We start from the raw sequence: 26,962 nt of genomic DNA, 5'->3' as shown, positions 1-26,962 counted from the left end.
TCCTTTTCTTATTCAAATAACAGGTCGAGTGCCTCTTGGCTAAGCCCAGCAGTTTCGAAGTCTGACGGCGTAAACTCCCTGTCCTCCTTACCCATGCAATGGGCGATTAATCGTTGTACCTGCAAACGCCACAGGCTCGCAAACCGTTCCATTGTGTCTGGGGAGAATTTGCGCGTGCTGTATGTAAACACTGCGCTCAGGCGCTGATCCTGTACATACGCAACGATGTCAAGCCGGGCTGTCAATACGTTCTCCCCCGACTGTTCAGGACCGGTGTCCAAAGAGCTACGCTCGATCCATTCGCTCGGGGCCTGATTGTCGATCACGCCCAAGTAGTTGAATCGCACCCGCTTGCGTCCGACTTCTCGGAGTTTGCCCCGAAGGGCTGACAGGACCCCGTAGCCGATACCTTTATTGGGGACAGCAAACACTTGCTCTTTGATTTGCTTGATTGCCTCTCCCAACTCTAGCTCGCCCGCAAAAGTTAGACGAATCGGGTACAAGGCTGTGAACCAGCCGACTGTTCGCGATATGTCTTGTTCCTCAATGAACGGTTCACGCCCGTGGCCCTCACTCTCCACTGTTACAGCTCCCGTGGTACCGCTCATCTCCCGTAACGCAAGTCCCAAGGCGGTCAATAGCAAGTCGATCGGCTGTGTGTTGTACGCACGGTTGGCGTCAGTGATCAGAAAACCCGTCTCCTCCTTCGACAGATTTACCGTTACAGCCTTACACTCTCGGAGAAGGTCAGCCCCGTAGTCGAACTCATAAGGCAAAGTCTCCGTCTCCTCCTCTAGAACCTGTTGCCAGTACGGTAACTCCTCGTCCAACTCCATATCGTGCAACGCGTCGGCCCACGCCTGATACGACATCGTCTTGGCAGGGAACTTCACCTCTTCTTCCCGTGACAGAGCGGTCAGGGCTAGGTTGAGATCCTCCAGCAACACATGCCAAGACACCGCGTCAACCAGCAGGTGATGAGCCGTTAGCAATAGGTAGTCCACTTCCTGCATATGGAACAACGCAGCACCAAACAGCGGTCCTCGAGTCAGGCGCAGGCTCTCTTTGAACAGTTGGGCCTGACGCTGCAGATCGTCTTCATCAGAGACGGTAATCTCCGCCAAATCAAACTCCTTCGTTAGCCATGCAGGATCATACCAGAGCGTACCTACGGCCTCGTCATAGCGAAGTCGAAGGGTATCATGATGGCGCATCACACAGGTCACAGCGGTTTGCAGAAGCGACGGCGAGACCAAATGACGCAGCTTCAAAAACACTGTTTGATGGAAAAAGTTCGGATTCGTAAGCTCTTGTGCCCAAAACCAGGCAACAATCGGCGTTAGCCGCACTTGCCCTTCAACCGGGACTTGCGCAGCGGCAACTCGTAAGCTTTGCTGCTCGATCACGGCAGCCAGTTCACCGATCACCGGGTAGGACAGGATGTCTCTGACCTTCAAGTGCAGACCCACCTCAGACAGCTTGGACACCACTTGGATTGCCTTGATCGAGTCACCGCCAAGGTGATAAAAATTATCGCTCGCCGCTACCTGGTCCACCTGCAAAATACTTTGCAAAATATTTCGTAAAATCTCCAACGACTGAAGTGAGTTGGTTAACATCGTACTACTTTCTGTCAGTGGATCGGGTAACGCCTTCCGGTCCACCTTCCCGTTTGATGTCAGTGGCAAACTATCCATCAACACCAGATAGGCTGGCACCAAATAGCTAGGCAAGCGTCCCAGCAAGGTCTTGCGAATCTCGAACGCTGTGAGCCCGCCGCTCGTGACCACAAACCCGGCAAGTGCCGTCTGCCCAGAAGCGTCTTGGACATCGACGACCACTGCTTCGACAACACCCTCCACAGCGAGCAGTTGATTTTCAACTTCCCCCAGTTCGATGCGATGCCCCTTCACTTTGACCTGGGAGTCCATCCGTCCGAGATACTCCATTACTTCATCCGCACGCCATCTCGCCACGTCACCCGTCTTAAACATACGCCCCGTGCCCCATGGGTCTTGCACAAATCGCTCAACAGTCAACTCAGGGCGGTTCAAGTAACCGAGCGCTACGCCGTCTCCGGCAATGCACAACTCACCTTTTTGCCCAATCGGCACAGGTTCGCCTCTTGGGTCCAGCAGATACAGGCGTGTGTTGAAAATCGGGCGCCCAATTGGCACTGAGCCTTTCCGGCCATCCGCTTGGTCATATCGATGAAACATGCACCCGACCACCGTCTCGGTCGGACCGTATTCGTTGAAGATCGACACTCTTCCATCGAAAATCGACAAGACATCTGCAGCCAACGAAGCTTTTAGGTCTTCTCCCCCAACAATCAATGTGTGTACCGCCGCATCTGGATAACGTTTCTCACGAATTAGCGCCAAGTGGGCAGGTGTCGTCTTGACAACCGTCGCTACTCCTTCACGCAAGAGCAAATCCAAGACGAACTCGTCTTCCTTGGCTGGATAAATAGCGATGGCGCCGCCACAGATCAAAACCGGATAAATTGAGGTGACTGTCAGATCGAAGGCGAGTGACGTGTAAAGAGCCGAAACATCGTCCGGCCCGCGAAGATAGCTTTTCATCGCCCACCACACGTAGTTGACCAGCCCCCTCTCCGTGACGACAACCCCTTTGGGCAGTCCGGTCGAACCTGATGTGTAGATCACATAGGCGGGGGCTTCCGCATTCATACTCGTCTCCAGATCTTCCGGCGAGCCTGCGTCATTCGCCAGCTCATTCACGCGTATTATATCGGTGACAACCTCAGCGCCGGCCGAAAAGGACTCGTCCGCCAACAACAGAGCCGCCCGACTGTCTTTTAATAGAAAGGAGATCCGGTCTGACGGATACGCCGGATCCATCGGTAGGTAAGCAGCGCCCGATTTTAACACTGCAAACAGTGAGATCAGTAGCTCAAACGAATGCCGAAGATGTACGGCTACAATCGATCCCGGCCCTATGCCACGCTCCTTCAGTAGATGTGCCAATCGATTTGAACCCTCATGCAATTCACCGTACGTGAGTGTCTTCCGCCCGAGGATTGCAGCTATTCTATGCGGGGCAGCTTTCGCCTGCTGAACGAACAGTTGATGCACAGGAACGGATGGATAGTCCGTAACGGTGCGATTGCGCCTCACAAGCAACTCCTCTCGTTCCGCCTCTTCAAGGATTGTCAGCCCCTCGATTGTGACCTGACCGCCGGACAGTAAAATCTGTTCTGACAGCAATACCATCCGACGTTGCATCCGTTCGATCGCGTCTTCATCATAATCGTCCCTTTTAAAATCAAACTGCAGTTCAATTCGTCCCGAATCCTGCCAATCCTTAATAACGACTTGCAACGAATAGACTTGATACCCGCTATAGAACTCCTCATTCTCTACCGTGACGCCATCCCAACCGCTCACTAGTTTTGTGTTGTAATAGTTTACGCAGACTTGAAACAGTTGATCGACTCCCTGCTTGTTCAGCTCCAACTCCGAGACCAGTAGATCGTACGGATAGCGCTGATGAAAATACGCGTCGCGAAATTCACGGTTCAACCGCTTGAGGAATTCGGAAGCTGTGGCTTCACCGTTGACAGTTGTACGAAAAGGAACTGTGCTGGTGAACATTCCTACCATTCGTTTTTCCTTAGCTCCGGAACGGTTCAATACCGGGCTACCGATGATTAAATCCTGCTGTTGAGTCGTCTTATAGAGATCGAGCAAAACCAACCCGGTGAAATATGTGTTAAGCGAACACTTCGTTTGTTCGACATACTCTCTGATACGCATAGACAACGGTCCGTCCAGCAAATACCGTTTTCGTCTTCCCGACAGGTCATCCGAACTCTTGTGCAGAAATCCCTCCGGCAGCAAGCGGAACTTGTCCAGCCAATAACGACGGTTTTTGGTGCAGCGCGCACTTTCCAAATACTCGCGCTCCCCTTTGATCGTTTCGATATAACTAGGTTCCGGGGTCTGATCGATCTCTTCTTGAGCGAGCAGTTGGAGGTATTGACTGCATATCTGATCAGTCATGATCTGAATACTCCATCCATCCGCCACCAAATGGTGAAACTTCACAAAATAAGCGTTATGCTGTTCAGTCATTTTAAGCAGAGCAAAACAGTACAGCGGCTGCCCAACAAGCTGGAAAGCTCGTCTGAATTCCGTCTCCGCCCACTTGGCCGCCGCAGCTTGTGGATCATCCTCTTGGCTGAAATCAAGCAACGGTACAGTTTCACGGCGATAGGGAACGACAATCTGAGCAGGTATACCCTCATGCTCGCTGATCCGAACATGCACGCCTTCATGTTTCTCAAGAAACAGATGGATTGCCTCTTCCAACAGCGCCAACTCAACAGGGCCTTTAAGATGTACAATCCCTCCGATGTTGTACATAGGCAGATTGGGATAGATTTTTTCAATGTACCAAATTCGTTTCTGTGGATGAGTAAGCGGTAACACCAGACTTTGCAATATCTTCGCCCCTTCTATTGACCGAAAAAGAAGAGATAATATACCTAAATCTCCTTTTGTTGGAAACCATATAAGAAATAAGTTAAATCATAGCACTTGGAACGTCAATATAATTTTTAATTTTACGAAAATAATTCATCCACAACCTTTTACTACTAAAAACTTCTCTTGCTATCAGCCGTTTTTTATGAGCTCGGTCAAGTAATTAAAATGTAATCCTTCACATCGTTGAGAATCTGGCTCCTCTACAATAACAATCGTAATCTCCCAAGGTGGACTCGAGGAGTCTTAAACCAAACTCAATGAAAAAAGGACTCCCTAAACGAAGTCCCCTACTCAAGTTGCTAATCGTATCACTTATGAAAGTGCTTCTGTCATCATTTGTGTGGCTCCTCTCATCGCGTGCACCTTCCTACTGGGCTGTCAAACGACTCCGAATCGCCTTCGTTGCCGCAACCATGTTTCGTAATGACTGAATGGTTTCTTCTCTCCCTCTTGTCTTCAGCCCGCAATCCGGATTAATCCAAAATTGATCTGGTGGAAGTACTTGTACACCTCGTGCTACCATCTCTTCCATTTCTGAGACAGCTGGAATCCGGGGGCTATGGATATCGTATACACCGAGCCCGATGCCTTTGTCATATGTACCTGTTTCGAACACAGACACGAGCTCTCCGTGGCTGCGGGAAGTTTCAATCGAAATCACATCGGCATCGAGTTCGCTGATGACATCCATGAAATCATGGAATTCGCAATAGCACATATGTGTATGAATCTGGGTACTCGGTGCAACGGTGGAGGTCGCTAGACGAAACGCTCTGACAGCCCATTCGAGATAAGCTGCCTGTTCTTCCTTTTTGAGCGGAAGTCCTTCGCGCAGTGCTGGTTCATCGACTTGAATCATGAGAATCCCCGCTTCTTCCAAGGCTTCTACTTCTTTTCGCAATGCCAAGGCGATTTGTTCGCACACTTCTTGTCGGGTGACATCGACTCGAGCAAATGACCAATGTAAGATGGTCGCTGGACCTGTTAACATGCCTTTCATTGGTTTGTCGGTCAATGACTTTGCATACACACTTTCTTTGACCGTCATCGGTGCCACAAACTCCACATCTCCGTAAATAATAGGTGGCTTCACGCAGCGCGAGCCATAAGACTGCACCCAGCCGTTTTTCGTGAACAAAAAGCCATCGAGCTTTTCGCCAAAATACTCAACCATATCGGTTCGTTCGAACTCCCCATGAACGAGGACATCCAAACCGAGCTCTTCTTGTATCTCGATCCACTCCTTGATTTGCGCCTGAATGAAAGCATCGTATTGTTCTAGTGTCCAGTTCCCTTTTTTAAACTGCTGTCGGGCTTGGCGAACCTCCGCCGTCTGCGGGAAGCTTCCGATTGTGGTAGTTGGCAGCAGTGGCAGCTTCCACGTGTTTTGTTGAATCTCTCGACGTTCGAGATAAGGGGCGCTTCTTTCAGGTTTTGCAGCAGCTATTTGACGCAAAGCATTCTTCACTTCTCGACGATTCCTCGCTGGAGATAGTGCCAGCTTGAGCAAATCCGCTTCATTTTGGGCGATCTCTCTCGAAATGACATACTTACCATATCGGAATCCTTGGACTAAGAGCTGTACTTCCCCCAGTTTTTCGTCGGAAAACGCCAATGCAGGCATGACTTCCTCTGGCAAATCGCTCTCTGCTTCAACCGTTACAGGTACGTGCAACAAACTACTGGACGGCTGCAGCCACAGCTTATCGAGTGGAACGATCTCGGAAATTTCTTTGACCAGCTCCCATTTCTCCTCAATGGACGTACGCCATATGTTTCGACCGTCGATGATTCCCGCTGCGAGAATCTTTTCTGCCGGAAACCCATGTCTTGTCAGATTCGCTAGATTGCGCTTGGCTCCGTGTACAAAATCAAGACCGATTCCTTTTATCGGTAATGAAACCAGCTCCGCATACCAATCCACCGCTTCAAAATAGGTTTGCAGCATGCACTGTAGATGCGGTAGTGCTTGATCGATTTGCGTATAAATCCGTTTGATGATGGCGCGATCATGCGACGAGACATCCCGTACAAATGCTGGCTCATCGATTTGCACCCATTCCACGCCATGCAGCTCCAACTCCCGGAGAACTTCTATGTAAAGCGGAACGAGTTGATCCACGACAGTCTCAAATTCGTTTTTCTCATATCCTTTGGACAATTTGACAAACGTATACGGGCCTACAATGACAGGCTTTCCGATGATACCGAGCTTTTCTTTGGCCTCCAAATATGCCTGGAGAGGCTTGTTCTCCGTTATGGATGGTTGTCGTTCACCGAACTCCGGGACGATATAATGGTAGTTCGTGTTAAACCATTTCGTCATTTCGCTGGCGACAGCTTCCTTCGAACCGCGAGCCATGGCGAAGTATGTAGCGAATGAAACCGGGCCTCCCTCGTATTCATAACGCTTGGGGACCATTCCAAACATCACAGCCATATCCAGCATGTGATCGTAGTACGTAAAGTCACCCACAGGGATCAGATCGACCCCTTTTTCCTGCTGACACAACAGGTTTTGGTGACGGATTTGCTCCATTTGCTGTACCAGGCTTGCCTCATCGATGGTGCCTGCCCAAAATGCTTCCAATGCCTTTTTCCACTCGCGGTTCTTCCCGATCCGTGGATATCCCAAATTGCTGCTTTTCATGAGCTTCCTCTCCATTCTTTAATCGATCTTGACTCGAATCCGCCCAATAAAAAAGGCATCTCCAACGATCAAAAAGAACGTTAGAAATGCCAAATAAGCACTGAGATCACAGCATCCTAACACCTCCCTATCTCCCGTAGGTTAAGCAGTGTCGTCGAAACAGGCAGGTCTCCTGACTTTGGGATCATCATCTGCACATGCCTTCCCAATCCGTTTGGATCAGTGGCTATTCAATGTGCCGACTCCCCTCATACAGTGGCGGGACCGTGTCGGAATCTCACCGACTTCCCTTTTCATCCTTGGTCGATCCTGACGACCAAAGAACCTGTTCCCACTCCTATGAAATTGTCATGGTTCTGTGAAGTGCCCCAATAAATTAGCAGGGCAGCATACTGTTCATACAGTAACACAGAATCCATTTTTTGTCATATTAAAATATAAAATCATCGTCCGTCAACGGTTCTACGTTCAGTGTGCGGACATAGCCATTTCCTTTTTTCGAGAAGAAGTCATGCTGCTTCGTCTGCGTCCGAATGCCATTCAGCACGATCGGGTTCACTTCTTCCTCTGGGAATAGCGGGTCCAGCCCCAGATTCATCAATGCCTTGTTCGCGTTGTAGCGCACGTAGGCATGAACCTCGTCAGCCAATCCGATTTCCGTATACAACGAAGTCGTATAGGCCTCTTCATTTTCTTGCAGCTCACGCAGAAGGGCATACAGCTCCTCTTTTGCTGCGGTCTGCTCGTCCACACTCAGACCTTGATATACTTCTTGGGCGAGAACGCCGACATAGAGTCCGTGGATGCTCTCGTCACGAACAATCAGGTCGATAATTTCCCCGCTGCTTGTCATCTTGCCTTGACCCGCCAAATAGAGCGGATAGAAGAAGCCGCTGTAAAACAGATAGCTTTCCAGGAAGACGGACGCTACCATCGCCATGTACAAGTTTTTCGGTTTCTCAATTTCCTGATAGCGCTTAGAGATGAGGGCCGCTTTCTTTTGCAGATGCGGATTGTTTTCTACCCACGAAAAAATACCGTCAATCTCTTCTGTCGATGCCAGCGTTGTAAAAATACTGCTGTACGATTTGGCATGGATTTGCTCCATCATGCCCATGAAGGCGAGAACCGCTTTTCTTTGCAGTCCATCGACATGCTCCATGATCTTCGGCATCCCTACTCCACCCTGAACCGTATCCAGCAAGGTGAGACCGCCCAATACTTTTTTATACGTATCCCGTTCAGTCGCACTGAGCTCCATCCAGGACATCTTGTCATCTGACAGCGGAATCTCATCATCCGTCCAGAACTGCATGATGTTTTGATTCCAAAACGTCATCGTAAAATCGTCGTCCGGCCTGTTCCAATTGACTGCTTTCATATGGCGTTCCTCTTCTCTTTTTGCTTGATGCTTTTCTTTCAATGAAGCTCGTTCCCTAAATTGCGCAGCTAATGCACTCTTCTACAGTCAAATGCTTCGTACGCGTATAGTAGAGTGACTTCAGACCTTTTTTCGCTGCGTAAATGTAATAGCGAGCCAGTTCTCTGGTGGAAATATTGCTGTTCACGTGCAGCACAGTCGAAATTCCTTGGTCGATGTGCTCTTGAATTTCGGCAATCAGATCAATCACTTTGAATTGATCGATCACATACGCCGATTTGTAGTAAAAATAGTTTTCCTGCGACAAGTACGGCATCGGGTAATACGTCGTAGAGTTGGCATACGTTCTCGTTTCGATATGCTCGACGATTGGCATCACGCTGGAAGTCGCATTCTGAATGTAGGAAATGCTCTGTGTCGGCGCAATTGCCAAACGGTACGCATGGTAAACGCCATGCTTTTGCACCTTTTGCTGTAGTTCCGCCCAATCCTCTGGCGTTGGAATGTGCATCCCTTCGAAGAGAAGCTTTGCTTTTTCCGTCCGCGGGCTGTAATCGTTCGTCAAATACTTGTTAAAATAAGTGCCTTTTGCATATTCCGATTGTTCAAAGCCCAAGAAGGTGCTGCCAGTTTTCTTGGCAATTTCCATGCTTTTCTCCAAGGAGAAGAAGTTCATCATCATGAAAAACGTACGAGCGAAATCCTTCGCTTCTTCACTCTCGTAAGCAATTCTGTTCTTTGCCAGATAACCGTTCAGGTTCATCGCACCGAGACCTACTGAGTGCAGCTCACGGTTTGCCTTTTGAACGCCTGGAGCGTTTTCTACACGCGTCATGTCACTCACGGCTGTAATGGCTTCGATGCCTTCGTGGACGGATTCACGAATCATTTTTCGTTCCATCACGTTGACGATATTGAGCGATGCCAGATTGCAGCTAATATCGCGACGGATGATATCCATCTCGCCGTAATTGGTGATCGTCGAAGTCTCCTGCAGCTGGAAGATTTCCGTGCACAGGTTGGACATTTTCACCGAACCAAGGTCTTTCAGCGCATGGTTGTTGTTCGCATTTGTTTTGTTCATGATGTACGGGTAGCCCGATTCCATTTGAATCATCGCGATTTTGGTCAGCATCTCGCGTGCGCTCATCACGGTCTTTTTCTTGATGCGATCGTTTGCCAAGAGCTCCTCGTACATGTCATCGAGGTCCATATCATCCAGATGCACGCCGTATTCTTTGTACACAGAGTACGGAGCAAACACAGTCAATGGCTTGTTTTCCTCAGCCAGCTTGTAGAATACGTTTGGTACGATCAGGCCGATGGACAACGTTTTGATGCGTGCTTTTTCATCCGCATTGATCTTTTTGCAATCGAGAAACTCGTTGATATCCCAGCCGAAGATGTTGTAGTACGCTGCACCTGAGCCTTTTCGTTGCCCCATTTGATCCGCGTAGGAAAACGCATCTTCCAGCAGCTTGAGAACGGGCATGACACCTTTTGCTGCGCCCTCGACGCCTTTGATCGGCTCTCCTCGTCCGCGAAGCTTGGACAGGTTCACGGCTACACCGCCGCCAATTTTGGATAGCTGCATACAAGTTCCCAAAATAAAGTTGATGGAGTTCAGTGAATCATCCATTTCGAGCAAGAAGCAGGAGACCATTTCTCCTCGGCGGCTTTTGCCTGCGTTCAGGAAGGTTGGTGTCGCTGGCTGCAAGCGTTGATCCATCATCGATACTGTTAAACGCTTGGCGAGTTCAAAGTCACCTTGTCCAAGGGACAGTGCCACAACGGCCACTCGGTCTGGATACTGCTCCAAGTACATCGATTTATCGTTCGTTTTCAGGGCGTAATCTTTATAAAATTTGGAGATAGCCATGTACGAAGCAAATTGAAAATCAGCGTCATAGGCCAAACGGAAAACTTCATCGACCTGCTCAACAGTGTATGTTTCATAGACGTTTTCATAGAAGTCATTCTCGATCAAATAGTCCATGCGTTCTTTGACACTGCCAAAAGTCATCGTATTGGACTGCACTTCTTCCATGAAGACCGCAACCGCTTCCCGATCCTTTTCCAGTTGGTAAAATCCGTCGTTGCCACGCTGCATCAGTTCGTTGTTCAATTCAATATGCCGCAATTGCTGCCACCCCACTCGTAAATTGTTCCACGTCCCGGCCGGTACCGGACAGTTCAAATTTAGAAATTACCGGAACGCCATATTGGCTCGCGATCGTATCCGCGCTTTTGGCAAAGCTGGTTCCCCAGTTGCGGTTGCCGCTGGCGGATACTCCGCGCAGATTGACATGATTTCGCTTCAGGAACGTCGCCACCTTCTCCGGCACTTGTCCGAATCCCGTCGTGTATGTTATCAAAATGAATGGCTCATCCAGCACCATATCTTGATCAATTTCCACATGTGGCAAATTAATTTTGTTGACGAATCTTCGGACGTTTCCTGTTTTTGAATCATAAGCGATTAACATGTCCCTCATCCTATCCTGCTATTTTTACTCTGTATGTATGAAATTTAGCCAAAGTAAAAGCGCATCCGACGTTTACATGCCGAATGCGCGTGATGACTTCCATCTAACAATTCGCCGATGCGAATTGAGCGCTCGAACACTTCCCTATCTCCCGTAGGGTAAACAGTGCAAGCGGTTAGGCAGGTCTCCTGGCTTTTGGATCATCGCTCCATTTACACCTTCCCGATCCTTCTTGATCAGTGGCATTCTTTCGCAAATGGAACTCTCTCATTACAGTGGCGGGACCGCGTCGGATTCTCACCGACTTCCCTATTAAGTCTACCAAATCTGGTGGTAAACACCTCACCGCATCAATATGTAGTTGGTAAAACTTACTTTACCTCAATATATCGTAGGAGTCAAGCTCGGTATGCGCTCTTATCGAAAACTAACTATTCTCCTTTTTCGGCTATTGCCAATCTCTGGTTCTCGTTCCTATAATAGATTTTGTGCGTGTTGGTTAGCCTTGGAGAGATTGGAGAGTCGCCCTCATGAAAAGCACCGACTATCAACCTGTCGTCATTCCTCGTTCTTACAGTAAAATGATGACTTATCAAGAACGTCACTATCACATTTTCGTAAGTATACCTGCCGATCCTCCTCCGGAATCAGGCTTTCCCGTCATATATTTGCTAGATGGCAACTCTGTTTTTGCAACCTTGACCGAAGCGATACGAATACAATCACGCGGCCCTGAACGAACTGGCGTGTATCCTGCAATCGTCGTCGGGATTGGGTATCCAACGGACGGTCCGTACCATCCTTCCCGTTTCTTTGATTATACGTATGAAGTTCCCGCCTCGGAGCTTCCTGGCAACCCAAGGGGAGCGGAGTGGCCTCAGATGGGGGGAGCGGAGCAGTTCCTCTCCTTTTTAGAGGAGGAGCTCAAGCCTAGCATCGAAAACGACTTCCCCATCGATCGGACGCAGCAAGCGATTTTTGGACATTCGCTTGGTGGCTTGTTTGTCTTGCATGTACTTTTGTCGAGACCACACGCTTTTCAGCGGTATATAGCTGGCAGTCCCTCGATCCACTGGAATGAGAGCGTGCTGCTTGCGAAGGAGAGTCAATTGCAGACCCAGCTGACCGATGACCTCGACGTCCATGTGCTCCTCACCATCGGGGAGTTGGAAAACGATGGGCGATTCTTGGTCAAAGAAAAATCTCTGGCGATGGTCGAACGATTGTCCTCTATGGGCAAAGGTCAAATCAAGGCTTCCTTTAAAGAATTTGCTGACGAAAATCATTCGTCCGTTTTGCCAGTCTTCATTAGCCAAGGACTCAAATTCGCCACGAAAAAAACTGCCCGCTAAAAACGGGCAGTTTTTGTTTATCATGATTCACTTACTGTAGAGACAACACTTTGGTGATTTGGGGTAGCTCTTCGATGGCAGATACAATCGTCGGTGTAATCTCTTCATCAGTCACAGAGATAAGCAGGGCATTCTTCCCTTTTTGTTCGCGCGATACATTTAACTTGGAAACATTGATTTGATACTCGGCCAGTTTTCGTGAGACATCATAAATCACGCCTGGATAATCGATATGGTGAACCAACAATCCATGGGCTCCTGGAGGTATGCGACACGCGCAGTAATTAATTTCGCTGATGTACACTTCTCTCCAATCTTGCGCAAAGGTGTACTTGTTCGCTCCTACCCGCAAAACCGCCAAATGATTCGCATATTCGCCGGAGCTGTGTTGGACAGAAACCTTTGTCCCGAGTCCTTCCACTAGCAGCGTTGCGATTTCCTCTTTATTTTCATGAGCAAGAATACTTAATTGTGCACCCGCTAACTCTGGCTCGAGTCTTCGAATCAGTTCAGCCAGCTCACGCAGTCCAGCATGTTGGGTCATGTGATGCCTTCACTCTCCCAGTCAGGTTTATCCTTGTTTTTACGGCAGAATCCATGCTTCCGGCTCTTTCTTGATGGAGGATTCGTTATCAGCACGATACCAAGCCGTCAACGTTTGCCCATCTTTCGTATAGTAGATTCGGTAGATGGTATTGCCTTTTCCGCTGTTGGTAAAAGGACTTTCTTCCAGCGGAACCGCTGTCACTCCACCCGAGGTAACAACCCCGCCGTTCTCCTTGATGACGTTTTGGATCGTTGTCATATGCTCTTTCCCCATGGAGGCCATCCCGAAATAAGAAATGATCGCCAAGAGAACCGCTCCCGCCAAAAACGAAACGATAATCACTTTTGATTTTTTCGTAGCATCCACCGAGTGCTTCCCCCGTCTATCTTAGTTCTCTTTATCGACTAAGCGTACCTTGTCAATCGTACCGCCACCCAAGCATACTTCCCCATCGTAGAAGACGACAGCCTGACCAGGTGTCACTGCTTTTTGCGGCTGATCAAATACAACTTCTACGGTGCCTTCTTCCAGCAGGTGAACGGTTACTCCCTGATCTGGCTGGCGATAACGGAATTTGGCTGTACAAGTAAACGTTTCGGATGGCTTCTTATCACTCACCCAGCTAACGTTGGTCGCCAAGAGACTCTTCGAGTACAGACGGATATGATCAGAGCCTTCACCGACGATCAAGACGTTGCGCTCCAGATCTTTGTCTACAACAAACCAAGGCTGTCCGCTCGTTCCATGACCTCCGCCTATCCCTAAGCCTTGTCGTTGACCCAGGGTGTAGTACATCAGTCCGTCGTGCGTACCGATGACTGCTCCATCTACGGTCTCGATATTTCCTGGTTTGGCAGGCAAATAGTTTTGCAGGAACTCGCGGAAGTTGCGCTCTCCAATAAAGCATATTCCTGTACTGTCCTTCTTTTTCGCTGTATACAGTCCTGCTTTCTCTGCGATCTCCCTTACTTGAGGTTTCGGGAGATGACCAATCGGGAACATCGTTTTGGAAAGCTGTTCTTGGCCCAATACATTCAAGAAGTAAGTCTGGTCCTTGTTGTTGTCTGCGCCACGAATCAGCTTGTACTCGCCGTCGATGTACTTGACCTGCGCGTAATGGCCGGTAGCAATATAATCCGCCCCCAGATCCATGACCTTGGCGAGAAGCTCACCGAACTTGATTTCACGGTTGCACATGACATCCGGATTCGGTGTACGTCCCCGTTTATATTCATCCAAAAAATACTGGAATACCTTGTCCATGTATTCTTTTTCAAAGTTTACCGTGTAATATGGAATGCCGATCTGTTCACAGACGCGCCGGACATCCTGGAAGTCTTCTTCCGCCGTGCAGTGGCCGAATTCATCGGTATCATCCCAGTTTTTCATGAAGATGCCGATGACGTCATATCCCTGTTGCTTAAGCAGGTAAGCCGTCACGGAGGAGTCGACTCCGCCGGACATGCCGACAACGACGCGTGTATCTTCTGGTCGCTTCATAAGTCTTTCTCCTCTTATTCAATTTGTACCCTTACAGATTACCATGTTTCGCAAAACAAATCATGTTTTGTTGCACTTTTGCCGGTTAGAATGAAAAAACGCCTGACGCGTAGTTGGCGCCAGACGTTTGGTAGCAAGGTTAAGCCTGCGTAGATTCATCCTTGATTTCCGCGCGAAATCCCTCGATGCTTTCTTCACGACGCTGATTTTTTGCTTCAAGGTTTGCTCTTTCCTCAGCAGAAATCTCTCCAGCATGAGCCGCCAGATAATCTTCGGACTCACGAATGCTCTCTTCGGTATTGGAAATCATCTGTTGAAGCTTTTCTGCGTTGTCAGAACGGTCATCCGGCTTCGCCATAATCGATACGCCTCCTACAAAGGGTTATATTCAACACCTTTACCATTGTGCGCCAATCATGGTTTCTTTATGTACCCGTGTTATAATAGAAGAAACGGATTAAACGAAAAAGAGGGTTTCACCTATGGCTTCCTTAGATTTGTTGGAAAGAAAGCTGCTTCGGATCATCTCTGATACCGATCCTGTCCGCCTGAAACGACAATGGGTGAAGGGGCAGCAAAAGATACCTGAATCCGAAGTGGAACAGCGCATGCGTATCGATCTTCTCTTGCGCAGACTCGACAAGCTACCTGAGGCCAAGCGTCAAGAAGTGCTTGCGCTACTCAAATGGTTTAGCTGGTAGAAGATTAGCGGATGGACGTTCCCAGACGCCACTGGCCGTCTATCCGATTCATTTGCTTCCTATCCACGATCGCATCTTGATTCAGAGGTCCGTAGATGTGCGGATACAGCAATCCATCCTTCGCAGGCTCGTATTTGACTTCCGAAGTCGTTTTCGTTTCATCGATAACGAGTACATACAACTCTTCATCAAACTGTGCGTAGACGCGGTTTGCTACCTTTTCAAGCAGCTCGTCCCCTTTTGTCGCGTGAATAAAGCCTTCCTGCTCGTAATCGCGCGGCAAATAGTGATCCTTGTCCATCCACTTTTCCCAGTATGCTTTTGGTACCATGCAGTAAATGATAGAGTCTTGCATGTTTCTCCTCCAGATTCGATTATTTTTTTGGCATTGCTTTGTTCAGGTGACGCATAGCTTTATCATAGAACATCTGATCCATTCGCCCCTGATCATGTCGCCATTGAATGAAGTTACGCAGAGAGTGCAGATCCACCCAAGCATCCTTCGCTTGCGGATTGCGGTCAGGTACCTCTCCCGTTATTTCACCATCGTAGACAAGCTTCGCCATCTCGGTTGGGTGCATGCCGATCTGATAAGCGATTTGGTGTAAAGCTATTTTCATGGAACCTCCCCTTGCTCTTCATGGGATACATCTTATCTTCCGTCTATTGTGCCAGTCTTTTCGAATGATGCCAAGCCCCAAGCCCTACTCCCAAAGGATGTACCTTCCTCCCTTGCGTTTTGCTACAATGGACAGAGGATTTTAAGGAAGGGGCGGTATCCCATCATGACAAAACAACGAGATCAACCACGAAAGAAATGGTTCCAGCGAAAACGTATCTGGATTCCCCTTCTTTTCATCGCTTTCCTGTTTGTTAACAACAGCTCTTATCTTGCAAAAGAGCCAGAAGGCGAGCCTTTTTTACTTGCTCATCGCGGGATGGCACAAACCTTTCATATGGAGAACATCACCAATGAAACTTGTACGGCGGAACGGATTTATCCACCGGAGCATCCGTACCTGGAAAATACGATTCCTTCCATGCAGGCGGCTTTTGATGCAGGCGCGGACGTTGTCGAGCTCGATGTACAATGGACCAAAGACAATCGGTTCGCCGTGTTTCATGACTGGACGCTCGACTGTCGGACAAACGGTACCGGTGTCACGAGAGATTATACCTTGGCCGAATTACAACAGCTCGACATTGGCTACAACTACACAGCGGATGAAGGAAAAACTTTTCCCTTCCGCGGAAAAGGGATCGGCATGATGCCCTCTCTCGATGATGCGCTACAAACATTCCCCGATCGCTCGCTGCTTATCCATATCAAAAGCAATGACCCACTCGAGGGGAAAGCGTTGGCGGATGTTTTGGCAGCATTGCCTGCCGAACGACTGGCACAGCTCTCTGTTTATGGTGGTGACAAGCCAATCGAGACATTGAAACAACAACTGCCCCAGCTGCGCGTGATGTCTGTGGCGACAATGAAAAGCTGCCTGATTCCGTACATCGCAGCAGGTTGGTCTGGATATGTACCAGAAGCCTGTGCGCAAACCCAATTGCATATTCCTGATCAAATTGCCCCATGGCTCTGGGGTTGGCCGAATCGTTTCATGGCAAGAATGGAAGCAAATGACACCCGCGTGATCCTAGTCGCAGGCAGTGGAGATGTGTCGCAAGGCTTTGATGTTCCGACTGATTTAAAACGAGTGCCTAAAAGCTTTACAGGGGGAGTATGGACGAATCGGATTGATCTGATCGGTCCAGCCTTTCACGATAACGCAGAAAAATAATGAAACGATTCTCCAACATATTCGTATATACTTATACGGAATAGACTTCCAACCTAACTAGGAGTGATTGATATGCTCAAGAAGCTTTTGAAAAATTTACTCGGTAATCACTCATCTTCGCACAAGTACCGGAAATACAGCAGCAGCGATTACAAGCATCGCAGAAAATACAGCTCTAGCAATCGGTACGGACATTCCCATTACGGCAGCTCCCATTATAAAAGAAAGCACTCCAGCCGTAGCTTCTTCAGCAGTTAAACAACTGTTTAACAAATGGTCAGACAACAAAACTCCGCTAACGCTAGCGGAGTTTTTTCATCATGTCGCTCTCCGGTCATTTTTGAATCTTCCCATAATAACGGTGTTGTAGTAATTGCCATCGGAAAGAACCTTGTCGTTTTTGAGTACCCCTTCGATTTCAAAGCCAAACCGTTTGTACAGCTCAATTGCCTTCTCATTCGTTTCCATTACATTCAACGTCATTTTGGTAATGTGGTTGGCGTCTGCCCAGGCAACCGATTCTTGCAAGAGATTTTTCCCAATGCCGTAACCCCAGAACTCTTGTAGGACGCATACACCAAACTCTACTTTGTGGGCAAATCTGTTTAAGTAAACACCTGCACATCTGGAAAACCCGACAATCCGATCCTGTACAACAGCAACTAAAAACAAGTTTCTTGGACTTTCTGCATCCGTATTGATGATCTGTTCGAATCCTTGCACATCGATGAAAGCCTCTCCTCTTTCTCTGTCCAAATTTTCAGTCTCCCCATCGATTTGCAGTCGCAGGTCCGACAACTGTTGTGCATCTGTTTTCATTGCAGAGCGAATCGTGTAGGATAACCCATTCACAGAAAGTAGTTGTTGGCTGATTATCATCATTTTTCTCCTATTGGTAAAATTTTGGCCTTTCATTCTAACATAGGTAGAAGTCTTTGTGAATCTTCTCTCTTCTCTCTTCATAACTAGAGAGAGGAAATCATTTTGTTTACATAACATTTATTATGTCTATTTATACGACTGACTGTAGATATGCTACAATAAGGAAAAGGAGCGTGCTCGCATGAATTTTTCCAAATCATTTTATTATACGGTCGATCATTCCAAGGTAGAGGAATATAAGAAGATGCTCGATCTAATGAAAATCCCCTACATCGTGGAAGCACCGATCGTCTTGCTGAATCAAGGAGCGAATGAATACTCCTTTGTTTTTCCTGACATGTCAGGTCGTCTCTACGGAATGGTGAGCAAGTTATTTCAAGAGGATGGCAAGCCTTATCCGAAGAAATGAACATAGGCAAAAAAAAGGACCCAATGACTGGGTCAAAATAGGAAGTGGAGAGAATGCATGCTATGTAATATATTCTAACATGTAAAAAGCAAATGTCAAACAAACTTTCGAATTTCCTGTGTTTTATGTTAGGTTTTGTTACATATATACTCTCGTCTTTGTGCGGAAAGGAAAGAACCCTAGCGATGAGTCCATTTTCACGTAAGGGTTCTATACGCACACCTATGCATGTACATTGGTAATCTTCTCCATATCGATCCATTGACTGCCCTTTTGGTTTGCTAATTGAACACGTCTCGCCTTCGGGTCTACCCATTTGACCACACCCCACATGCTGCACGTATTCCCCCGCTCCCCCTCAAAGGACACACACCAGCTCACATTCAAGGGATAATTCTCTCTTGCCGAATCTCGCAGCATGTACATAAATGCCTCTCTTTCTTTGTCCGTTACATCAAGGTTGCCGTTATTCACACTTTTCCACCCGCCTATTTACGAACATTTGATTATCCAGATACTCATCCTATGTGGGAAATTGTAATTACATTATAGTGATTACGAACATAAGTTCGCAACCCTTTTTTCAATTTCTTCATTTGAACCCATGATAGCCTTATGAAAGTTTCCTCTGTAAAAGTCTCCCCATTTGTTCAGCCAAGATTTGTTGTGAAATTGGACTTTTAATCACTTCTTGATAAGATCCTTCGTTCTTTGGTAGGAATCTGTAAGAAAAAAGCCGTTTTCCAATTGATTTAGGAAAACGGCTCTTGCTTTAGTTAGACAATTCCTGTGGTTGATGCTGCGGTCTTTTCTCAACCAGCTCCAAAAACTTTCCGAAGGTAGAAGCCAGTATTTGCTGAAAAAGCATACCGAGAACAACGGGAAGAGCAACAGGCGCAGGAAAGTACGTGATTGCCATAACTGCACCCGCACTAATGTTTCGCATTCCACTGTTGAAGGTTAACGTGACGATCACATCACGCTCCCATCCGAACAGCCTTGCGATCCCCCACCCCATCAAATAACCCAAAATGGCTACTACCAGTACAAGGACCGCCATTCCTACCAGTTTAGCGTCCATCATATGAAAGTAAGACGAGACCATCGAGCTGTTGATCGCGACGACAACACCCATTCCCATCTTAGAAAATGGCGCTAATTTGGGTGCCAGCGTTTTTTTGACGTTCCCATTTGATAAATGATTGAGCAGCATACCGACAAGCGATGGCAACACGATCATATAAAACAAACCCTTCATCAGTTCAGCTAAATCCATCTCGACTGTTGCCCCTAAAAACAAGGACATCCCCATCGGAACAACTAATGGGGAGAGCATCGTATCCAACAAAATAATGGATAGCGTCAGTGCGATGTTCCCGAAATATATTGATGACCACAAAAAGCTCGTGATCCCTGTGGGAATTAAAGCAGCCAACAAAAAGCCCGTGATGACATGGATATCATCTGGATAAAACAACCGAGCCATTGACCAAGCAATCAGCGGCATAAGTGCATGAAGAATCAACAAGTTGACGATTAAAGGGAGCGGTCTGGTCAGTACCTTTGCAAATTCTTTAAATCCTGAGCCCAGACTGCCGGCAAATGTCATGAAGGCAAACACCCAAGGAGACAAAAAAGCAAATGGCTGCAAATTTGTCCCGGCTATTACCCCAATGGCAACACTACTCGGCGTTAGTATGGGCATGATTTTCTCAAGCGATCGATTCAGTTTGGCTAACCCGTTCATCTAATACACCTCAAGTCTCGTCCTTTGATGCTATTGATGTGAGGTATGTTATCATGAACAGATTATCGTTACAAGACCAAAGTTCATTATTAGATTGCATACGCGCTATTTATTCGCAATTTCACCTTGCATACTTTCGCGCACGGGAGTAAAGCCTATGACGGAAAGGAGGTATTTTATGAACGGAATGGATTGGGTAGAATTTATCCGAAAAACCGAAGATAAGATGTATCACCTCCATCGAGCGATAGATGGAATCTGTAATGATCCCGACTACAAGGAATCAGTTACTACCTTGACAGAAGTGGTAAGAGATTATCAAGTACTTGTGGAAAAAGCCAAGGGTGAATTACGCGGTATCGACCTCCATCGAGATCGAGCGCGCGCGCATCATTACGATCATGATCACCACTAGCCAATATAGACTCCCAGTCAGGGAGTTCTTCTTCGTTAGGAAATCACAGAATTTTCATTTTAATCATTCCGTCAAAATATAAATAGGAAGAACCTCACTCTACGCATGTAGTGTGTGAGGTTTTGGAAGTAGGTTAGCCCTTCATTTTCTTTTCAATTTCTTTTAAGGATTTCTTCTTCTGGCATGCGGCTTTTACATCAGTTGGCCACGGCTCGTCACTTAGTCTTTGCAAATCTTTTATCAATCGCTTATCAGCAGTCACATGAATATTGGCATCTGGGAAGGCCTCTTTTAATTTCTTTCCGACTTCTTTTTGAATCGATTCCAGATTGAACCGATTAAAATTCGTCACTTGAATAGCCACATCGAGCTCTTTATCGATTTGCACAGCCACTATTTTGTCTATGCCCTTCACGCTAGCTGTAATTGCTCTCGCTCGCTCTTCCCATTGATAATGTCTGACGGGAACAGGCATGCACAACGGCTCCGCTTCCGTTTTTTGCTTCGTTTCTGTACCAGATTGCTTCGTACACCCTGTTACGGTCAAAGCAAAAGCCAACGTCAGCACCACGAAAGTTGCCCGCACACAAAACACCTCCTGACCAAAATCACCTGTTACTAGCTTGACCTGGAACGGAGGAAGTATGTAAAGAAAAAAGCGGTGACTCCTCTGCATAATTTGAGTCACCGCGGACCCCAAGAACATTACGAGTCCTATGTACAAGGATATAAAAAATCGCATCGAAACGCGATAGGAGATAACTGGATAGTGAATGCGAGCAAAAAAAATCCCAACCAACAGAAAGTGGTTGGGGCGTACGGGGTAGTACGCATATGTCATACGTGAATAATGTAAGCATATAGGACTTCACTTCTGTTGACAACGAACAATAATAGGTACATTTACCTATAGATGGAATAAAAAAATGGCGCCGACTTTGACTGCATCATTTAGTCGAACGCGTGGAATAGAATCCCCAAGATTGGATTATACTAGCTAGCTTGGATTACTTTTCTATTATCATGAAAACTCATCGTTTACGCTATGCGAAAATAATGGTAATAGGTGAAAATCTTACCTATAAAGCATGATCCATCATAGAAACCCTCTGCTGAAATGTGTGATTCGCAACAAAAAATCCAGCCAGAAGTTGCTAATCGTGTTATGATATCCCTGTAAAATATTGAGGAGTTGAGATCATGAATAGAGAGCAATGGACAGCGGTCGATCACTATTTTACGGATAAATTACTGGAAGCCGATTCCGTTCTAGACACAGTTCTTCAAGTGAACGCAGCTGCAGGTCTGCCAGCTATCGATGTAGCACCCAATCAAGGTAAGCTTCTTCATCTGTTAGCACGGATCCAAGGCGCTCGTTCGATTTTGGAAATTGGCACTCTCGGTGGATACAGTACCATCTGGCTAGCCCGCGCACTCCCTGCTGGCGGTCGTCTCATTACTCTCGAATATGATCCGAAGCATGCAGAAGTTGCACAATCGAACATTACCCGCGCAGGACTGGATCAGATCGTGGAAGTGAAGGTCGGACTTGCCCTTGATTCTCTCATCCAACTTTACAAAGAAAATCAGGGTCCTTTTGATTTTATTTTTATCGATGCAGATAAAAAAGGAAACCCCGACTATTTTCAATGGGCATTGAAGCTCTCGCGCAAAGGTACTGTAATTATCACGGATAATGTTGTACGAAGTGGTCAAGTCGTGGACGAAACAAGCACAGATCCCAATATTGTCGGTGTACGTCAATTCACCGACATGGTAGCGGAAGAGCAACGTGTCAGTGGAACCGTTGTACAGACAGTTGGCAGCAAGGGCTATGATGGCTTTGCGATCATGCTTGTCACCGGGGAGAACTAGTCTTTTTCACTTTCAAAGGTTGTAACGAGTAGGAGTGTGTACATCTTGTTTACGCTTTGTTTACCTAGCTTTATGCTCATCGCTAATGTCATTTTGGTTCTCACGGTACTGTCGTTGATTATCAAAGTGTTGGTGAAGAGAGAATAGCTAACTTTTTTGGAGGTGCTTTTCCTTGGAGCCATTGCGTGATCAGTTCCTTGATTTACGAGAAGTAACAGAGGCAGATCTCCCTGTATTTTTCACTCAGCAATTGGACAAATCCGCTCATAGGATGGCGGCCTTTACTGTCAAGAACCCTGAAGATAGAGATGGATTCACCGCTCATTGGACAAGAATTTTGAACAATGATTCGATTGTGAAAAGAACCATTGTCATGAATGGGCAAATTGTCGGTAATGTTTCGTGCTTTGAGCTGTTTGGCTTGCCTACGATTGGATACTGGATTGACAAAAGCTTTTGGGGCAAAGGTATCGCGACAAATGCACTTTCTCTCTTTTTAGAGGAACTCCGAACACGTCCTGTATATGCGCGTGTCGCCCATGACAACATCGCATCCATTCGTGTGTTAGAAAAAAACGGTTTTCAGCCTTTCGGTGTCGATCAGGCATTTTCGGAAGCACGCGGCGAAGAAGTGGAAGAACTCATTCTGGTCAAACACACATGCCTATGAGGTTAGAAGCGCTTACCGTGAGCGCTTCTCCTCTTTTTATGCAGCGATTATTTTTGAATTCGAAAAAGACATCCTACATGCAAGATTCGGTCACAGAGCAACATGGTAGCTACATTGTCGCGTCCGCTCGACTGCGGAGTCACACCCTCTGTACAGCACTTCATAAAATGCGCCATTTCCCCTACAAAGCCCCGCAAATACAGATCTTTCACCCCTCCTGACATGGTGGAGATGGAAGGGCTGAAAACAGTAACTTGCTCCGTCAATGATTTCCATGATGCAGCATCCGTTGGCAACGATTGATGAATCGTGACCGTTTCGATATCATTCGCCCGCATATATCCGTGGTCAAATGTAACGAGCAAACTTTCGCTTTCCTTTGACCATGCACTCATTCCCGCAAAATAAACACTCCCGACAACCCCATTTTCAAATTGCAAGGTGAGACTGTTCGCAATCCTTCGGTTATCGTTATTGCTAAACCCGGCGACTTGCGATACTTCACCGAACAAGTACCGCATCAAATCAACCATGTGAATGGCGACAAGCTTCATGAACTCTTCCTCGTTCGTACAAAATGGCGTGCTGTCAACAGCGAATGTCAATTGAAAAGAGCGCACCTCTCCCAGTGTCCCCTCTGAAATCCATTCTTTTACTTTCATGTAGCAAGGCGCAAAGCGTTTCATAAACCCCACCATCAGCACAACTCCGGCTTGATCGGCTGCATCTGCGATCTGAGCCGCTTCTTTTGCATTCCATCCCAACGGCTTGTCCACGTACACATTTTTGCATGCACGAACGCAATCCAGCGCCAAAGAAAATTGATCATGTGGCTGGGCTACGATTACCACTCCATCGCAATGTTCCTGTTGGAGCATGATTTTATAGTCGTCGTACGCTGTCCCCCTGCTTCCGAATCGCTGGAGGGCAGCTTTCGACCGTTCCATACTGCGAGTAGCAATTGCCTGGATGACCGCCCCCGCTTCCACGGCCGATGGAATGATATTGGTTGTCGCATGAAAGCCGGCTCCGATAAAACACAGTTTTGAATTGCTCACTATTTTCTCTCCCTTTCATTCAGTAGGGTCTCTGATATATTTCGATCATATCCCTGCTGATAAAACGAAAAAAGGACACCTGTCCCTTTTTAAAAGAAAGAGTCCCTCATAGTAATCACCTTTATTTAAATTGATCTACCGCTTGTATCAGCCTCAGAAGCTGCTCCGGTTCGATCACAATTTTCCCCTTCGTGATGGATAAATAATGATTCTCTTTCAACCGTTTGATTGCCCTGTTGACCGATCTGATGCTAATGCCCAAACGTTCCGCCATATGTTGACGCTTCAAGGGTATAATCGCTGCCTTGTTATCGACCGCATACTCCTGGGCAAGCTGGATTAGAAGAGACGCCATATTATAGAGAACCGGATAAAAAATGTTTTCTCCGATCTTGGAAGACCGATGATGAACCTTGTTGGCAATCGTTCTGGCGAGTACCTTCGCAAAGACGTGACTGCTTTCAAAACAAGCGAGAAAGTCCTCACAACTCATTTGGAGCGTCGTGCAGTTTGTAATCGATTCGACTGTACAATCATAGCGGTGAACCCCCGCCAATAATTCTGTATCTCCAATCCATGTATACGGTTCTGTATCGGTAAATGCATAGACATTGCCATTGTCAAACTCGTTTACGATCCTCATCGTCCCTGCGCAGATGATATATACATGACGGATGACTTCATCTTTTTTGCAAATGACAGTATGCCTGGGAAATTTCCTGACGATAAAGCGGTCACGGATCTCAGAGGGGACATCCGTCAACATGCTGCCCAGCTTCTCGTACTTTTTTGTCAATTGGGAGAGCTGCATATGGTTGCATACTATCGAAAGCATTCGTCAAAATCTTCCTACTTGTGTTATAATAAAAGTACAGTATTTACTTCTTACCGAATTTTTGAATAACCAATACAATTGAACACGGTAGTTCTTAAGATGATCTCCTGAATCAGCGAGGGTCATCTTTTTTGTTCTTTCTAGCAAACATCACATGACGAGAGGTTGTAGATTCGATGGAAACGTTGCCTTGCCAAGGCTGTAAAGGATTATGCTGTGGTCCTGTTCCTATAACAGAGAAGGAATTTAAAATGATACACAAGAAATTGAAAGCGCTTCCAAAAAAGCTCCGTGACGATCTGAAAAATCAACCGAGAATGTTCGGAACTTGTATCTTCTACGACATGCAAAAAGATCAGTGTGGTATCCATAGCGCTCGACCGGAAGTTTGTCGCGCTTTTGGATATCACACAGACCTTGTCTGTTTTCGCAAACCGGAATTGGCAACGAAGGAAACGCTGACCTTTAAGGAGAAACAGATTGGGTATTTGAGTATTGATTTTACTTGGAAGCATTTTTAAAGAAATGGAGCTGAGAGATTTGCGCGTACATCTTGCCTGATCACATAGGTAGGCAACAAAATGCGCGCTTTAAGGGCCTTCCAATCGCAGTAATGCGACTGGAGGGCCTTTGTATTGGCTGATGGATGGACGGCTGCCTTCGTTAACATTAATCAGCTATCATTACCCGAGAGCATTCATCACGCTGCATCTCCATTAGGTATTTAGTTGCAGACAGATTTTCCCCAAGTAATGGCTGTTGATCGTAGCATGAGCTTTAGAGGCATCTTCTAGAGCAAAGATATGGCTGATATGAACGGATAGTCGATTGCGGGTGATGTAACGCTGAAGCCTGCCAATGATTTCAGGATCTGGTTCGCCGTTATATCCTTCTATTCTGATTCCTGAGGATGTCCGTAATTCAGGGCGTATCCCATGAGGGTATGCGACGCGTCCTCCAGCACGGATACAGCCAATTGCATGATTTGCGGCCTCTCCTGCTGCGGTGAACAGAGCCGCGTCGAATCCATCTGGGGCAAATTTCATTGCCATCGAAAGGATATCCCCCGCTTTACCATTCACGACCGCATCGCAGCCAAGCTTTTTTACCATGGCAACACCGTCTTCACCTGACGCAATCGCAAATACACGGGCTCCCAGGCTTTTCGCGAGCTGGACCGCCATATGACCTACCCCTCCGCTTGCGCCGAAAATCATAACAGATTCTGCTTGTTGAAGATTCAGTACATCTTCCAGTCCGCGTAGTGCGGTAATACCGACTCCGGATATGACCGCTGCTTCCTGCCTGGTTAATCCCTCTGGAATACGGGACACATATTGGGATTCAACAGCTGCGTACTCTGCATAGAAGCCGCCTTTCGGATTTAGAAACCCAGGTGCATAGACCAGATCTCCCAAGTTAACATTTGAAACTTTCTCCCCCCGTGCAACAACCGTGCCGGATCCTTCAGAACCGAGAATGTAAGGGAATTGCGGATTCAAACTCAGCATTTCCGCGTATCCGCCTTGCCGTTCGAATGCGTCCCATTCTCCCACACCGGCATATGCTAATCGAATCAACACGTCGTCCGGACCAATTTTAGGCATATCGACCTCCTGCAGCCGTAATTCTTCCGGACCCCCAAATCTATTCAGCACTACAGCCTTCATCTTATCTGGAATCTTATTCATGCTTACCTCCTCAAATCAACACATGTTATCTTGCATCCATGAATCTATCATATTAACATGTCAATAGTTGTCATGGTTAATAGAGAAGGAGTGCATCAGTGATGTCCAAAGCCAAGCTGCTGTTCGACCTTATTATGTATGTGAATGCCAGTCGCCGTTTTACGGCTCAAGATGTGGCTCATGAATTCAATGTTTCCGTACGGACGGCTCATCGGTATCTGACTGAATTAAGTGAGATGGGCGTTCCGCTCTATACAGAACCTGGCCGCAGCGGTGGTTATCGCGTATTGGACAATCGGATATTACCTCCCATTCTACTAAACGAGAACGAAGCATTTTCCATCTTCTTCTCATTTCAATCGCTGAAATATTACATTTGAGATTGACATCGACTCGGTATCGAAGAAACTTTATACAAGCCTCCCCATCGATACGAGAAAGAAGATCGATCGCCTCGAC

General features: G+C 47.1%; 28 protein-coding genes and 2 riboswitches. Of the genes, 10 read left to right on the top strand and 18 right to left on the bottom strand.

Annotation, left to right across the window (positions count from 1 at the left end; genetic code table 11):
* Positions 1-8: 8 nt before the first annotated feature.
* The 5 genes from EL268_RS13895 to nrdI form a co-directional block, all read right to left on the bottom strand.
* Entirely contained in the window at positions 9-4,466 is a 4,458-nt protein-coding gene (locus tag EL268_RS13895) for a non-ribosomal peptide synthetase (RefSeq protein WP_106656377.1), read from the bottom strand.
* A 412-nt stretch (positions 4,467-4,878) separates the two neighbouring features.
* Complete coding sequence (metE, locus tag EL268_RS13890) at positions 4,879-7,161, bottom strand: 5-methyltetrahydropteroyltriglutamate--homocysteine S-methyltransferase (RefSeq protein WP_106656378.1); 2,283 nt, start codon at positions 7,159-7,161, stop codon at positions 4,879-4,881.
* 145 nt (positions 7,162-7,306) lie between these two features.
* Positions 7,307-7,505: riboswitch (cobalamin riboswitch) on the bottom strand.
* Between the two features lie 86 nt (positions 7,506-7,591).
* Complete coding sequence (gene nrdF, locus EL268_RS13885) at positions 7,592-8,542, bottom strand: class 1b ribonucleoside-diphosphate reductase subunit beta (protein ID WP_106656379.1); 951 nt, start codon at positions 8,540-8,542, stop codon at positions 7,592-7,594.
* Positions 8,543-8,597: 55 nt separating this feature from the next.
* Positions 8,598-10,682 carry a class 1b ribonucleoside-diphosphate reductase subunit alpha gene (gene nrdE / locus EL268_RS13880; protein ID WP_106656380.1) on the bottom strand — a complete coding sequence of 695 codons (2,085 nt, stop codon included), beginning with the start codon at positions 10,680-10,682 and terminating at the stop codon, positions 8,598-8,600.
* On the bottom strand, positions 10,669-11,028 hold the full coding sequence (gene nrdI, locus EL268_RS13875; RefSeq protein WP_106656381.1) for a class Ib ribonucleoside-diphosphate reductase assembly flavoprotein NrdI: 360 nt from the start codon (positions 11,026-11,028) through the stop codon (positions 10,669-10,671). Before nrdI ends, nrdE begins: the two co-directional genes overlap by 14 nt.
* Before the next feature lie 161 nt (positions 11,029-11,189).
* Positions 11,190-11,388, bottom strand: a riboswitch (cobalamin riboswitch).
* A gap of 170 nt (positions 11,389-11,558) precedes the next feature.
* On the opposite strand from nrdI, the gene EL268_RS13870 reads away from it, so the two are divergent.
* Positions 11,559-12,380, top strand: coding sequence for an alpha/beta hydrolase (locus tag EL268_RS13870; RefSeq protein ID WP_106656382.1), 822 nt, complete (start codon positions 11,559-11,561; stop codon positions 12,378-12,380).
* A 31-nt stretch (positions 12,381-12,411) separates the two neighbouring features.
* On the opposite strand, the gene EL268_RS13865 is transcribed toward EL268_RS13870, so the two are convergent.
* The 4 genes from EL268_RS13865 to tlp all read right to left on the bottom strand — a co-directional run bounded on the left by EL268_RS13865 (position 12,412) and on the right by tlp (position 14,785).
* Entirely contained in the window at positions 12,412-12,924 is a 513-nt protein-coding gene (locus EL268_RS13865) for an ACT domain-containing protein (protein WP_106656383.1), read from the bottom strand.
* A gap of 39 nt (positions 12,925-12,963) precedes the next feature.
* Entirely contained in the window at positions 12,964-13,293 is a 330-nt protein-coding gene (locus EL268_RS13860) for a hypothetical protein (protein WP_106656384.1), read from the bottom strand.
* A 21-nt stretch (positions 13,294-13,314) separates the two neighbouring features.
* Positions 13,315-14,427, bottom strand: coding sequence for a tRNA 2-thiouridine(34) synthase MnmA (gene mnmA / locus EL268_RS13855; RefSeq protein ID WP_106656385.1), 1,113 nt, complete (start codon positions 14,425-14,427; stop codon positions 13,315-13,317).
* A 139-nt stretch (positions 14,428-14,566) separates the two neighbouring features.
* Positions 14,567-14,785, bottom strand: coding sequence for a small acid-soluble spore protein Tlp (gene tlp, locus EL268_RS13850; RefSeq protein ID WP_106656386.1), 219 nt, complete (start codon positions 14,783-14,785; stop codon positions 14,567-14,569).
* A gap of 124 nt (positions 14,786-14,909) precedes the next feature.
* Between tlp and EL268_RS13845 the strand changes: the two genes are divergently transcribed.
* Positions 14,910-15,128, top strand: a complete 219-nt coding sequence (locus EL268_RS13845; protein ID WP_106656387.1) for a hypothetical protein — start codon at positions 14,910-14,912, stop codon at positions 15,126-15,128.
* Positions 15,129-15,132: 4 nt separating this feature from the next.
* Here the strand turns inward: EL268_RS13845 and EL268_RS13840 are convergent, their stop codons facing one another.
* Together EL268_RS13840 and EL268_RS13835 are read right to left on the bottom strand one after the other, a co-directional pair.
* Positions 15,133-15,483 carry a DUF952 domain-containing protein gene (locus tag EL268_RS13840; protein WP_106656388.1) on the bottom strand — a complete coding sequence of 117 codons (351 nt, stop codon included), beginning with the start codon at positions 15,481-15,483 and terminating at the stop codon, positions 15,133-15,135.
* Between the two features lie 19 nt (positions 15,484-15,502).
* Positions 15,503-15,748, bottom strand: a complete 246-nt coding sequence (locus EL268_RS13835) for a hypothetical protein (protein WP_047067373.1) — start codon at positions 15,746-15,748, stop codon at positions 15,503-15,505.
* 165 nt (positions 15,749-15,913) lie between these two features.
* Here EL268_RS13835 and EL268_RS13830 point away from each other — a divergent pair, with 165 nt between their 5' ends.
* Both EL268_RS13830 and EL268_RS13825 read left to right on the top strand, forming a co-directional pair.
* The gene (locus tag EL268_RS13830) at positions 15,914-16,921 is read left to right on the top strand and encodes a glycerophosphodiester phosphodiesterase family protein (RefSeq protein ID WP_106656389.1); all 1,008 of its coding nucleotides are present in this window, start codon (positions 15,914-15,916) and stop codon (positions 16,919-16,921) included.
* Positions 16,922-16,993: 72 nt separating this feature from the next.
* Positions 16,994-17,179, top strand: coding sequence for a hypothetical protein (locus tag EL268_RS13825; protein ID WP_083994995.1), 186 nt, complete (start codon positions 16,994-16,996; stop codon positions 17,177-17,179).
* A gap of 60 nt (positions 17,180-17,239) precedes the next feature.
* On the opposite strand, the gene EL268_RS13820 is transcribed toward EL268_RS13825, so the two are convergent.
* A complete protein-coding gene (locus EL268_RS13820; RefSeq protein ID WP_106656390.1) occupies positions 17,240-17,800 on the bottom strand; it encodes a GNAT family N-acetyltransferase in 561 nt (186 codons plus the stop codon).
* Positions 17,801-17,984: 184 nt separating this feature from the next.
* Between EL268_RS13820 and EL268_RS13815 the strand changes: the two genes are divergently transcribed.
* On the top strand, positions 17,985-18,212 hold the full coding sequence (locus EL268_RS13815; protein ID WP_106656391.1) for a hypothetical protein: 228 nt from the start codon (positions 17,985-17,987) through the stop codon (positions 18,210-18,212).
* A gap of 222 nt (positions 18,213-18,434) precedes the next feature.
* On the opposite strand, the gene EL268_RS13810 is transcribed toward EL268_RS13815, so the two are convergent.
* Together EL268_RS13810 and EL268_RS13805 are read right to left on the bottom strand one after the other, a co-directional pair.
* Positions 18,435-18,686, bottom strand: a complete 252-nt coding sequence (locus EL268_RS13810) for a YolD-like family protein (protein ID WP_106656392.1) — start codon at positions 18,684-18,686, stop codon at positions 18,435-18,437.
* A gap of 298 nt (positions 18,687-18,984) precedes the next feature.
* Positions 18,985-19,959, bottom strand: a complete 975-nt coding sequence (locus EL268_RS13805; RefSeq protein WP_106656393.1) for a bile acid:sodium symporter family protein — start codon at positions 19,957-19,959, stop codon at positions 18,985-18,987.
* A gap of 178 nt (positions 19,960-20,137) precedes the next feature.
* Between EL268_RS13805 and EL268_RS13800 the strand changes: the two genes are divergently transcribed.
* Entirely contained in the window at positions 20,138-20,374 is a 237-nt protein-coding gene (locus EL268_RS13800; RefSeq protein ID WP_106656394.1) for a hypothetical protein, read from the top strand.
* Positions 20,375-20,507: 133 nt separating this feature from the next.
* On the opposite strand, the gene EL268_RS13795 is transcribed toward EL268_RS13800, so the two are convergent.
* Positions 20,508-20,960 carry a YhcN/YlaJ family sporulation lipoprotein gene (locus tag EL268_RS13795; protein ID WP_106656395.1) on the bottom strand — a complete coding sequence of 151 codons (453 nt, stop codon included), beginning with the start codon at positions 20,958-20,960 and terminating at the stop codon, positions 20,508-20,510.
* Positions 20,961-21,574: 614 nt separating this feature from the next.
* On the opposite strand from EL268_RS13795, the gene EL268_RS13790 reads away from it, so the two are divergent.
* Complete coding sequence (locus EL268_RS13790) at positions 21,575-22,249, top strand: O-methyltransferase (protein ID WP_106656396.1); 675 nt, start codon at positions 21,575-21,577, stop codon at positions 22,247-22,249.
* A gap of 172 nt (positions 22,250-22,421) precedes the next feature.
* The gene (locus tag EL268_RS13785; protein ID WP_106656397.1) at positions 22,422-22,919 is read left to right on the top strand and encodes a GNAT family N-acetyltransferase; all 498 of its coding nucleotides are present in this window, start codon (positions 22,422-22,424) and stop codon (positions 22,917-22,919) included.
* A 47-nt stretch (positions 22,920-22,966) separates the two neighbouring features.
* On the opposite strand, the gene EL268_RS13780 is transcribed toward EL268_RS13785, so the two are convergent.
* Both EL268_RS13780 and EL268_RS13775 read right to left on the bottom strand, forming a co-directional pair.
* The gene (locus EL268_RS13780; RefSeq protein ID WP_106656398.1) at positions 22,967-23,977 is read right to left on the bottom strand and encodes a Gfo/Idh/MocA family protein; all 1,011 of its coding nucleotides are present in this window, start codon (positions 23,975-23,977) and stop codon (positions 22,967-22,969) included.
* A gap of 121 nt (positions 23,978-24,098) precedes the next feature.
* Positions 24,099-24,812 (bottom strand): Crp/Fnr family transcriptional regulator, encoded by a 714-nt coding sequence (locus tag EL268_RS13775; protein WP_106656399.1) that lies wholly within the window; start codon positions 24,810-24,812, stop codon positions 24,099-24,101.
* 176 nt (positions 24,813-24,988) lie between these two features.
* On the opposite strand from EL268_RS13775, the gene EL268_RS13770 reads away from it, so the two are divergent.
* Positions 24,989-25,333: a YkgJ family cysteine cluster protein gene (locus EL268_RS13770; protein ID WP_106656400.1), complete on the top strand. Its 345-nt coding sequence runs from the start codon at positions 24,989-24,991 to the stop codon at positions 25,331-25,333.
* A 195-nt stretch (positions 25,334-25,528) separates the two neighbouring features.
* On the opposite strand, the gene EL268_RS13765 is transcribed toward EL268_RS13770, so the two are convergent.
* Positions 25,529-26,419 (bottom strand): quinone oxidoreductase family protein, encoded by an 891-nt coding sequence (locus EL268_RS13765; RefSeq protein WP_232030415.1) that lies wholly within the window; start codon positions 26,417-26,419, stop codon positions 25,529-25,531.
* A 185-nt stretch (positions 26,420-26,604) separates the two neighbouring features.
* Between EL268_RS13765 and EL268_RS33305 the strand changes: the two genes are divergently transcribed.
* Positions 26,605-26,883 carry a helix-turn-helix transcriptional regulator gene (locus EL268_RS33305; RefSeq protein ID WP_232030413.1) on the top strand — a complete coding sequence of 93 codons (279 nt, stop codon included), beginning with the start codon at positions 26,605-26,607 and terminating at the stop codon, positions 26,881-26,883.
* Positions 26,884-26,962: the final 79 nt, after the last annotated feature.

Origin of the sequence: Brevibacillus brevis (assembly GCF_900637055.1) — a bacterium.
In the GTDB taxonomy this organism is placed as follows: domain Bacteria; phylum Bacillota; class Bacilli; order Brevibacillales; family Brevibacillaceae; genus Brevibacillus; species Brevibacillus brevis.
The sequence above is the reverse complement of the archived record's forward strand: the minus strand, read 5'-3'. Positions and strand labels throughout refer to the sequence as shown.

Bases quoted from the DNA above. Each gene is read 5' to 3' on its own strand.
- metE (WP_106656378.1), bottom strand. From the start codon at position 7,161: ATGAAAAGCAGCAATTTGGGATATCCACGGATCGGGAAGAACCGCGAG.
- nrdF (WP_106656379.1), bottom strand. From the start codon at position 8,542: ATGAAAGCAGTCAATTGGAACAGGCCGGACGACGATTTTACGATGACG.
- nrdI (WP_106656381.1), bottom strand. From the start codon at position 11,028: ATGTTAATCGCTTATGATTCAAAAACAGGAAACGTCCGAAGATTCGTC.
- EL268_RS13870 (WP_106656382.1), top strand. From the start codon at position 11,559: ATGAAAAGCACCGACTATCAACCTGTCGTCATTCCTCGTTCTTACAGT.
- EL268_RS13865 (WP_106656383.1), bottom strand. From the start codon at position 12,924: ATGACCCAACATGCTGGACTGCGTGAGCTGGCTGAACTGATTCGAAGA.
- mnmA (WP_106656385.1), bottom strand. From the start codon at position 14,427: ATGAAGCGACCAGAAGATACACGCGTCGTTGTCGGCATGTCCGGCGGA.
- tlp (WP_106656386.1), bottom strand. From the start codon at position 14,785: ATGGCGAAGCCGGATGACCGTTCTGACAACGCAGAAAAGCTTCAACAG.
- EL268_RS13845 (WP_106656387.1), top strand. From the start codon at position 14,910: ATGGCTTCCTTAGATTTGTTGGAAAGAAAGCTGCTTCGGATCATCTCT.
- EL268_RS13840 (WP_106656388.1), bottom strand. From the start codon at position 15,483: ATGCAAGACTCTATCATTTACTGCATGGTACCAAAAGCATACTGGGAA.
- EL268_RS13835 (WP_047067373.1), bottom strand. From the start codon at position 15,748: ATGAAAATAGCTTTACACCAAATCGCTTATCAGATCGGCATGCACCCA.
- EL268_RS13830 (WP_106656389.1), top strand. From the start codon at position 15,914: ATGACAAAACAACGAGATCAACCACGAAAGAAATGGTTCCAGCGAAAA.
- EL268_RS13825 (WP_083994995.1), top strand. From the start codon at position 16,994: ATGCTCAAGAAGCTTTTGAAAAATTTACTCGGTAATCACTCATCTTCG.
- EL268_RS13820 (WP_106656390.1), bottom strand. From the start codon at position 17,800: ATGATAATCAGCCAACAACTACTTTCTGTGAATGGGTTATCCTACACG.
- EL268_RS13815 (WP_106656391.1), top strand. From the start codon at position 17,985: ATGAATTTTTCCAAATCATTTTATTATACGGTCGATCATTCCAAGGTA.
- EL268_RS13805 (WP_106656393.1), bottom strand. From the start codon at position 19,959: ATGAACGGGTTAGCCAAACTGAATCGATCGCTTGAGAAAATCATGCCC.
- EL268_RS13800 (WP_106656394.1), top strand. From the start codon at position 20,138: ATGAACGGAATGGATTGGGTAGAATTTATCCGAAAAACCGAAGATAAG.
- EL268_RS13790 (WP_106656396.1), top strand. From the start codon at position 21,575: ATGAATAGAGAGCAATGGACAGCGGTCGATCACTATTTTACGGATAAA.
- EL268_RS13775 (WP_106656399.1), bottom strand. From the start codon at position 24,812: ATGCTTTCGATAGTATGCAACCATATGCAGCTCTCCCAATTGACAAAA.
- EL268_RS13770 (WP_106656400.1), top strand. From the start codon at position 24,989: ATGGAAACGTTGCCTTGCCAAGGCTGTAAAGGATTATGCTGTGGTCCT.
- EL268_RS13765 (WP_232030415.1), bottom strand. From the start codon at position 26,419: ATGCCTAAAATTGGTCCGGACGACGTGTTGATTCGATTAGCATATGCC.
- EL268_RS33305 (WP_232030413.1), top strand. From the start codon at position 26,605: ATGTCCAAAGCCAAGCTGCTGTTCGACCTTATTATGTATGTGAATGCC.